General features: G+C 70.9%; 8 protein-coding genes. 2 read left to right on the top strand and 6 right to left on the bottom strand.

Features of this window, described 5'->3' with window-relative positions:
- Positions 1 to 52: 52 nt before the first annotated feature.
- From pheT to infC, 6 genes are all read right to left on the bottom strand, one after another.
- Positions 53 to 2539 carry a phenylalanine--tRNA ligase subunit beta gene (gene pheT / locus ACWF62_RS19580; protein WP_452631082.1) on the bottom strand — a complete coding sequence of 829 codons (2487 nt, stop codon included), beginning with the start codon at positions 2537 to 2539 and terminating at the stop codon, positions 53 to 55.
- 42 nt (positions 2540 to 2581) lie between these two features.
- Positions 2582 to 3679, bottom strand: a complete 1098-nt coding sequence (gene pheS / locus ACWF62_RS19575) for a phenylalanine--tRNA ligase subunit alpha (protein ID WP_378507778.1) — start codon at positions 3677 to 3679, stop codon at positions 2582 to 2584.
- Between the two features lie 53 nt (positions 3680 to 3732).
- Positions 3733 to 4545 (bottom strand): TrmH family RNA methyltransferase, encoded by an 813-nt coding sequence (locus ACWF62_RS19570; protein ID WP_452631079.1) that lies wholly within the window; start codon positions 4543 to 4545, stop codon positions 3733 to 3735.
- 23 nt (positions 4546 to 4568) lie between these two features.
- Positions 4569 to 4958, bottom strand: a complete 390-nt coding sequence (rplT, locus tag ACWF62_RS19565) for a 50S ribosomal protein L20 (protein WP_378507780.1) — start codon at positions 4956 to 4958, stop codon at positions 4569 to 4571.
- 67 nt (positions 4959 to 5025) lie between these two features.
- Positions 5026 to 5220, bottom strand: a complete 195-nt coding sequence (rpmI, locus tag ACWF62_RS19560; RefSeq protein ID WP_378507781.1) for a 50S ribosomal protein L35 — start codon at positions 5218 to 5220, stop codon at positions 5026 to 5028.
- Between the two features lie 51 nt (positions 5221 to 5271).
- Positions 5272 to 5967, bottom strand: a complete 696-nt coding sequence (gene infC, locus ACWF62_RS19555) for a translation initiation factor IF-3 (RefSeq protein ID WP_452631087.1) — start codon at positions 5965 to 5967, stop codon at positions 5272 to 5274.
- A 285-nt stretch (positions 5968 to 6252) separates the two neighbouring features.
- Here infC and ACWF62_RS19550 point away from each other — a divergent pair, with 285 nt between their 5' ends.
- Both ACWF62_RS19550 and ACWF62_RS19545 read left to right on the top strand, forming a co-directional pair.
- Positions 6253 to 6609 (top strand): DUF1844 domain-containing protein, encoded by a 357-nt coding sequence (locus ACWF62_RS19550; RefSeq protein ID WP_378507782.1) that lies wholly within the window; start codon positions 6253 to 6255, stop codon positions 6607 to 6609.
- Positions 6610 to 6926: 317 nt separating this feature from the next.
- The gene (locus tag ACWF62_RS19545; RefSeq protein WP_378570202.1) at positions 6927 to 7058 is read left to right on the top strand and encodes a hypothetical protein; all 132 of its coding nucleotides are present in this window, start codon (positions 6927 to 6929) and stop codon (positions 7056 to 7058) included.
- Positions 7059 to 7104: the final 46 nt, after the last annotated feature.

Here is a 7104-nt window from a genome sequence, read left to right as displayed (position 1 = left end):
CCGGGAATGCCCCTCCGTTAGAGGGTGGGGGGTCCTCCGCGGAGGTCGCTGCTCAGGCGCGCAGCTGCGCCCCGACCGCGGCGGTCGCGGCGGCCACCGCCGCGTCGCGGGCCGCGCTGGCCTCGTCCTCGGTCAGGGTCCGGTCACCGGCCCGGAACCGAATCGCGAACGCCAGCGACTTGCGGCCCTGACCGACCTGCGCCCCGGTGAACACGTCGAACAACCGGATGTCCTCAAGCAGGTCACCCGCGCCGCCGCGCAGCGCCGACTCGACGGCGGCGGCGGGCACCGCAGCATCAACGACGACCGCGACATCCTGCAGCACCGCCGGGAACGGCGACACCCGCGGCGCGGGAAGCGACTCCACGATCGGCAGCCCGTCGAGGTTCAGCTCCACCGCGCAGGTGCGGGCGGGCAGCCCGGCGCGTTCGAGGACCGCGGGATGCAGCTCACCGGCATGCCCGACGACCACGCCGTCGACCAGCAGCTCCGCGCACCGGCCCGGATGCCAGGGCAGCTGCTGCGTTGCCCGGCGTTCCAGCACCACACCGGCGGCCGCGGCGATCGCGTCGGCGGCCGCGAACGCGTCACCCGCATCGGCGGCGCGTCCCGGACCCCACGGTCCGCTCGGCTCCCGGAGCCCGGTGAGCACGGCGCCCACGTGCAGCGGCTGCGCGGGCAGCGACCGGAGCAGATCGCCGACCTGCTCGTCGGTGGGCCGCCGGTCCACCGGCAGCGCGTCGACCCGCTTGGTGTCCGGCCCGGGAAGGACAACCTGCGCGATCCCGAACAGCGCCAGGTCTCGCTGGCCCCGAGAGGTGTTGCGGGACAGGATCTCCAGCAGCCCGGGCAGCAGCGTCGTCGCCAGTTCCGGGCGGTCCGACTCGAGCGGGTTGAGCACCCTGGTGGTGGCCCGCCGCGGATCGTCCGCGTCGAGGCCCCAGGTGTCGAACACGCCGGCGGGCAGGAACACCGTCGGCAACACCTCGACGTAGCCGTCGAACGCGAGCGCCTTGCCGACCGCGCGGCGACGACGCTGCTGCGCCGTCAGGCCGCGGCCCGCAGGCGCGGCGGGCAGCACCGACGGAATCTGTTCGAGTCCCTCCAGCCGCAGCACCTCCTCGACGAGGTCGGCGGGCTGGGTCAGGTCCGGTCGCCACGTCGGGGGCGTGACGACGAGGCGACCGTGCCCGGCCCCGTCGACCGTGACGTCGACGGTGCAGCCGACCTGCGTCAACCTGCGTGCGGCGGCACCGTCCGGGTAGGCGACGCCCGCGACCCGGCTCGGCAGGTCCAGGTCCATCTCGATCGGCTCCGGCGTTGCCACCGTGCCGACGTCGGTGAGCACCGGCTCGACGTGGCCGCCGGTGATCTCGGCGAGCAGCCCCGCCGCCCGATCCAGTGCGGCGGCGGACAGCGCCGGGTCGACGACCCGCTCGTACCGCTTGGACGCCTCGGAGATCAGCTTGTGCCGCCGCGAGGTCCGGAACACGGCGAGCGGATTCCAGATCGCGGCCTCGAGCAGCACCTCGGTGGTGTCGTGCCCGACCTCGGTGCTGCCGCCACCCATCACCCCGGCGAGGGAGATGACGCCGCTGTCGTCGCAGATCACGACGTCCTCGGCGTCGAGGGCGCGTTCCACCCCGTCGAGGGTGGTCAGCTTCTCGTCGGCGACCGCGCGGCGCACCACGAGGCCGCCGCTGATCTTGGCCGCGTCGAACGCGTGCAGCGGATGCCCGAGTTCGAGCATCACGTAGTTGGTGACGTCGACGGCCGGGGAGATCGGCCGCACCCCGGACAGCAGCAGCCGACGCTGCATCCACCACGGGGTGACCGCGTCGGGGTTCACGCCGGTAACCCGCCGCAGCGTGAACCGGGTGCAGCCCGACTCGGGCTGCACGTGCAGCGGCCACGCGTCACCGGACGCCTCGTACGGCACCGTCACGGCGGGGTCCACGAAGTCGAGGTCGAAGCCGTTCGCCAGTTCCCGGGTCAACCCGCGCACCGAGAAGCAGTAGCCGCGGTCGGGGGTGATGTTCAGCTCGATGATCGTGTCGCCGAGCCCGAGGATCTCACCGGCCGGGGTCCCCGGTTCGGCGGTCCCGGGTTCGAGGACCAGAATCCCCGAGTGGTCCTTGCCGATGCCCAGCTCGGAGGCCGAGCACATCATGCCGTTCGACACCCGGCCGTACGTCTTGCGGGACGCGATCGCGAAGTCCCCGGGCAGCACCGCACCCGGCAACGCGGCGACGACCAGGTCACCGACCGCGAAGTTCCGTGCGCCGCACACGATCTCCTGCGGCTCCGCGGCACCGACGTCGACCCGGCAGAACCGGATCGGCTTCTTGAACTCGGTCAGCTCCTCGATCTCCAGCACCCGGCCGACCACCAGCGGCCCCGACACCAGGGGCACCGCGTCGACCTCCTCGACCTCGAGACCCACCCGGACGAACCCGGCGTCCAGGTCCTCCGGGGTCACCTCCCAACCGGGGGTGGCCCGCTGCAGGATCTCGGTCAGCCACGATTGCGCTACTCGCACGTCTACTCAGCTCTCTCGTTCTCGGCTCGGTCGTTCAGGTGGTCAGGCCCGGACACCGAAGGGCAGCGTGAACCGCACGTCGCCCTCGACGATGTCCCGCATGTCGGGGATGCCGTTGCGGAACTGCAGGGTCCGTTCGAGCCCCATCCCGAACGCGAAGCCGCTGTACTCGTCGGGGTCGATGCCGCTGGCCCGCAACACGTGCGGGTTGACCATGCCGCAGCCGCCCCACTCGACCCAGCCGGCGCCGCCCTTTTTGCCTGGGAACCAGACGTCCACCTCCGCGGACGGCTCGGTGAACGGAAAGTAGTTGGGCCGCATACGGGTTCGGGTGTCGGGGCCGAACAACGCCCTGGCGAACGCGTCGAGGGTGCCGCGCAGGTGAGCCATCGTCAGCCCCTTGTCGACGGCCAGCCCCTCGATCTGCGAGAAGACCGGGGTGTGGGTGGCGTCCAACTCGTCGGTGCGGAAGGTCCGGCCCGGGCACACCACGTACAGCGGCAGGTCGCGGGACAGCATCGACCGCACCTGCACCGGGGAGGTGTGGGTGCGCAGCACCTGCCGCGACCCCTCGGGGGCGATGTGGAAGGTGTCCTGCATGGTGCGCGCCGGATGGTCGGGCAGGAAGTTCAACGCGTCGAAGTTGAAGTGCTCGGTCTCCACCTCCGGGCCCTCCGCCACCTCCCAGCCCATCGCGACGAACACGTCGGTGACCTGCTCGGAGATGATCGTGATCGGGTGCCTGGCCCCGGCGGGACGACGGCCGACGGGCAGGGTCACGTCGATCGACTCCGCGACGAGGACCGCGGCGTCGCGCTCGGCGAGCAGCACCTCCCTGCGTGCGTCGTATGCGGTGGTGGCGCGGGTGCGGGCGGCATTGACGCGCTTGCCCGCGTCGGCCTTCTCCTTGCCGGGCAGCGATCCGAGCGCCCGGCGCACCAGCGACAGCGGCGCCCGGTCCCCGAGGTGGTCGATCTTCGCCTTCGCGAGCGCGTCGAGGTCGGGCGCCGCGGCGAACGCCTGTTCCGCAGCCCCGGCGGCCGCGGCAAGCGACCCCTCGCTCAGCGCCGCCGCGAGCGAAGCCTCGTTCGATGCCTCGGCGTCGATGGTGGGTGCGGTGTCGCCCTCGTTCTTGGCCACGGCTCGTCTAACTCCTCGTGTTCGGTTCTGCTCGCGCGTTCTCTTGGCAAATTCTAGGGTGTCGGCCGGGCGGGCCCGTGCTGCACCCGCGCGCTCGAGTACAGGCAGATCGCGGCGGCGGTCGCCAGGTTCAGCGATTCCGCGCGGCCGTGGATCGGGATGCGCACCCGATGGTCGGCCCGCGCCGCCAGCTCCGGGTCGAGGCCGTGCGCCTCGTTGCCGAACAGCCACGCCGTCGGCCGGGCGAGCAACTCGTCGGCCGCGTCGAGGTCCACCTCGCCGTCGGCGGCGGTCGCGAGGACCTGCACCCCGGCCGCGGTGAGCGCGGCGAGCACGGCGTCGATGTCCCGTTCCCTGGCGACCGGCAGATGGAAGACGCTGCCCGCGGACGAGCGAACGCTCTTGCCGTTGTGCGGGTCCACGCTGTCGCCGGCGAGGATCGCCGCGTCCGCACCGACGGCGTCCGCGACCCGGATCACGGTGCCCGCGTTGCCGGGGTCCGCGATCGCAACCGGAACGGCAAGCAGCCGCGGCCGCGCCCCGAGCGCGTCGGCGAGCGACACGTCGACGGTCCGGCACACCGCGACCAGCCCCGGTGGGGTGACGGTGTCACCGAGGGCCTTCGCCGCCCGATCCGTCACCGGGGACACCCGCACCCGCTGCGCGAGTGCCCGCTCGACCAGGTCGGCGTGGCGCACCGCGGCGTCGGTGGTGACGAACAGTTCCTCGATCCGGGCGGTGTCGAGGGCGGCGGTCACCGAGTTCGCGCCCTCCGCCAGGAACCGGCCCGTCCTGCGGCGCTCGGCGCCGCGGTGCAGCTTGACAGCAGAAACGACCCGTGGCGTCCGCTCGGTGAACGGGTCCACGGGTCGTTCCTGGATCGGCTTGCTCAGGCCGCTTCCCCGGCAGGGGCGTTCACGTCGGCGGGCAGCGCCGCCTTCGCGACGGCGACCAGACCGGCGAACGCCTCGGCGTCGGAGACGGCCAGCTCGGCGAGGATCTTGCGGTCCACCTCGACGCCAGCGGCCTTGAGGCCCTGGACGAAGCGGTTGTAGGTGATGTCGTTCGCGCGGGCTGCGGCGTTGATGCGCGAGATCCACAGCTTGCGGAAGTCACCCTTGCGCGCGCGGCGGTCCCGGTACGCGTAGGTCATCGAGTGGAGCTGCTGCTCCTTGGCCTTGCGGTACAGGCGCGAGCGCTGGCCGCGGTAGCCGGCGGACGCCTCGAGAACGGAACGACGCTTCTTCTGGGCGTTGACTGCCCTCTTTACGCGTGCCACTGAAAAATCCTGTCAATCGGTCGAGCGTGATGATTCGAACGCCCGAGGGTGGGTCTGGAAGGTCGAATCAGATGCCGAGCAGGCGCTTGACGCGGGGAACGTCGGCCGGGGCGACGACGGCGACACCGTCGAGGCGGCGGGTGACCTTGGTGGGCTTGTGCTCGAGCAGGTGGCGACGTCCGGCCTTCTGGCGCAGGATCTTGCCGCTGCCGGACACCTTGAATCGCTTCGAGGTGCCGCTGTGGCTCTTGTTCTTGGGCATGGAGTCCTCAGTTTCCGTTTCTTCTACTGCTGCGTACTTCGTGCTGGTCTGTCAGCTCGCGGGCGCGTCGGGCGACTGCGGTGCGGCGGGCTCCGCGGGCGCTGCCGGAGCGGCGGGCGCTGCCGGAGCGGCGGGCGCTGCGGGACGCGCACCCCGCTGGGCCTGCTCCTGCGCCTTGACCCGGGTCTTGGCACCCTTGTGCGGGGCGAGCACCATCGTCATGTTGCGGCCGTCCTGCTTCGCGGACGTCTCGATGAAGCCGAGGTCCGCGACGTCGGCGCCGAGGCGCTGCAGCAGCCGGAATCCCAGTTCCGGGCGGGACTGCTCGCGACCACGGAACATGATCGTGACCTTGACCTTGGATCCGGCCTCGAGGAAGCGCACGACATTGCGCTTCTTGGTCTCGTAGTCGTGATCGTCGATCTTCGGGCGGAGTTTCTGCTCCTTGATCACGGTCTGCTGCTGGTTCTTGCGCGATTCGCGCGCCTTCTGCGCGGCCTCGTACTTGAACTTGCCGTAGTCCATGATCTTGCACACCGGCGGACGCGCGTCGGGCGCGACCTCGACCAGGTCGAGGTCGGCGTCCTGAGCCAAGCGGAGTGCATCTTCAACACGCACGATGCCAACCTGCTCACCGCCCGGTCCGACAAGGCGGACCTCGGGTACGCGGATGCGCTCGTTGATGCGAGTCTCAGTGCTGATGGGGCCTCCTAGGTAGAGCGGCGTGGTCGTCCTGACCGCCGGCAGCCCGCCTGCCCACGTCCCCGACAAAAGAACCCCGGCTGGATCATTCCAGGCGGGGTCCGATGTCGACCGGTCGATGCGCTGCACCTGCGTGCACCGCACCCCCGCGTGGCGGGGACCCGAGGTCGCCGATCCGAATCATCGGATGCGGTACCCCAGGGACCGGAACCACTGCCCTGTGACGCTTCCGACCTGCGGAAACACTCGAACGGATCAGCGGTGGGAGTCGGACTCCACTTGCTGCCCCCAACGTCGTCAGGGGCGGTCGTGTATGGAAGTCTAACAGCCATGACAGACGCATCGCACACGGGGGAAGACGGCTACGAGGTCCGCGAACTGGCGGAGGTCCCCGCAGTCGAGGTGATCAGTCGCGCGGCCGTGATGCTGATGAGCTCGGCAGCCGAGAAGCTGGGACTGTCCTCGGACGATCACACCGACAGCGCAAACGTCGACCTGGACGAGGCGCGGCGCGTCATCACCGCCCTCGCTGGCCTGGTCACCGCCTCCGTCGAGTATCTGGGTCCGCACGCGGGCCCGATCCGCGAGGGCCTGCAGGCCCTGCAGCGCGCGTTCCGCGAGGCGTCGGCGCACCCCGACGAGCCAGGCAAGGGCCCCGGCGAGAAGTACACCGGCCCGGTCTACTGACACCTCCACGTATGTGATGTAGATCACGCTTCGATCACGGATCGGTTTCGCCGAAAACCTGGACGGTCGCCCGACTGCCTCGTGTACAAAGATCCGCGAATGCAGTGGACGGCACCACACGAGCCCGGTTTCCGCGACGCACCGCGAGGACCGGGCCCGCGTTGGTTCACTGTGATCGGGGGATCATCGCCGACGCCGCGGTCGGTACACCTGCAGGCCGAGCGGGGACGTGGCAACTGGCCGATTCCGGCAACCAGCCGGCCCTGCGCCTGCGCGCCCGGGTCGGGTCAGTACATCACCATGCAAGGAGACACCACATGCCCAATCCCGGCGACATCGACAGCGTCTTCGGATCCATCGCGTCCATCATCAACTCGCTGATCGCGGGCTCGTCCGGCGGTGCCGCGCTTCCCGGCACCGGAACGGGCACGGGCACGGGCACCGTGTAATCGGTACCGACCACCGCGTAAGGGCCGGACCGGCATCGCCGGTCCG

It is taken from the genome of Rhodococcus sp. NPDC054953, from assembly GCF_053609225.1.
The sequence above is the reverse complement of the archived record's forward strand: the minus strand, read 5'-3'. Positions and strand labels throughout refer to the sequence as shown.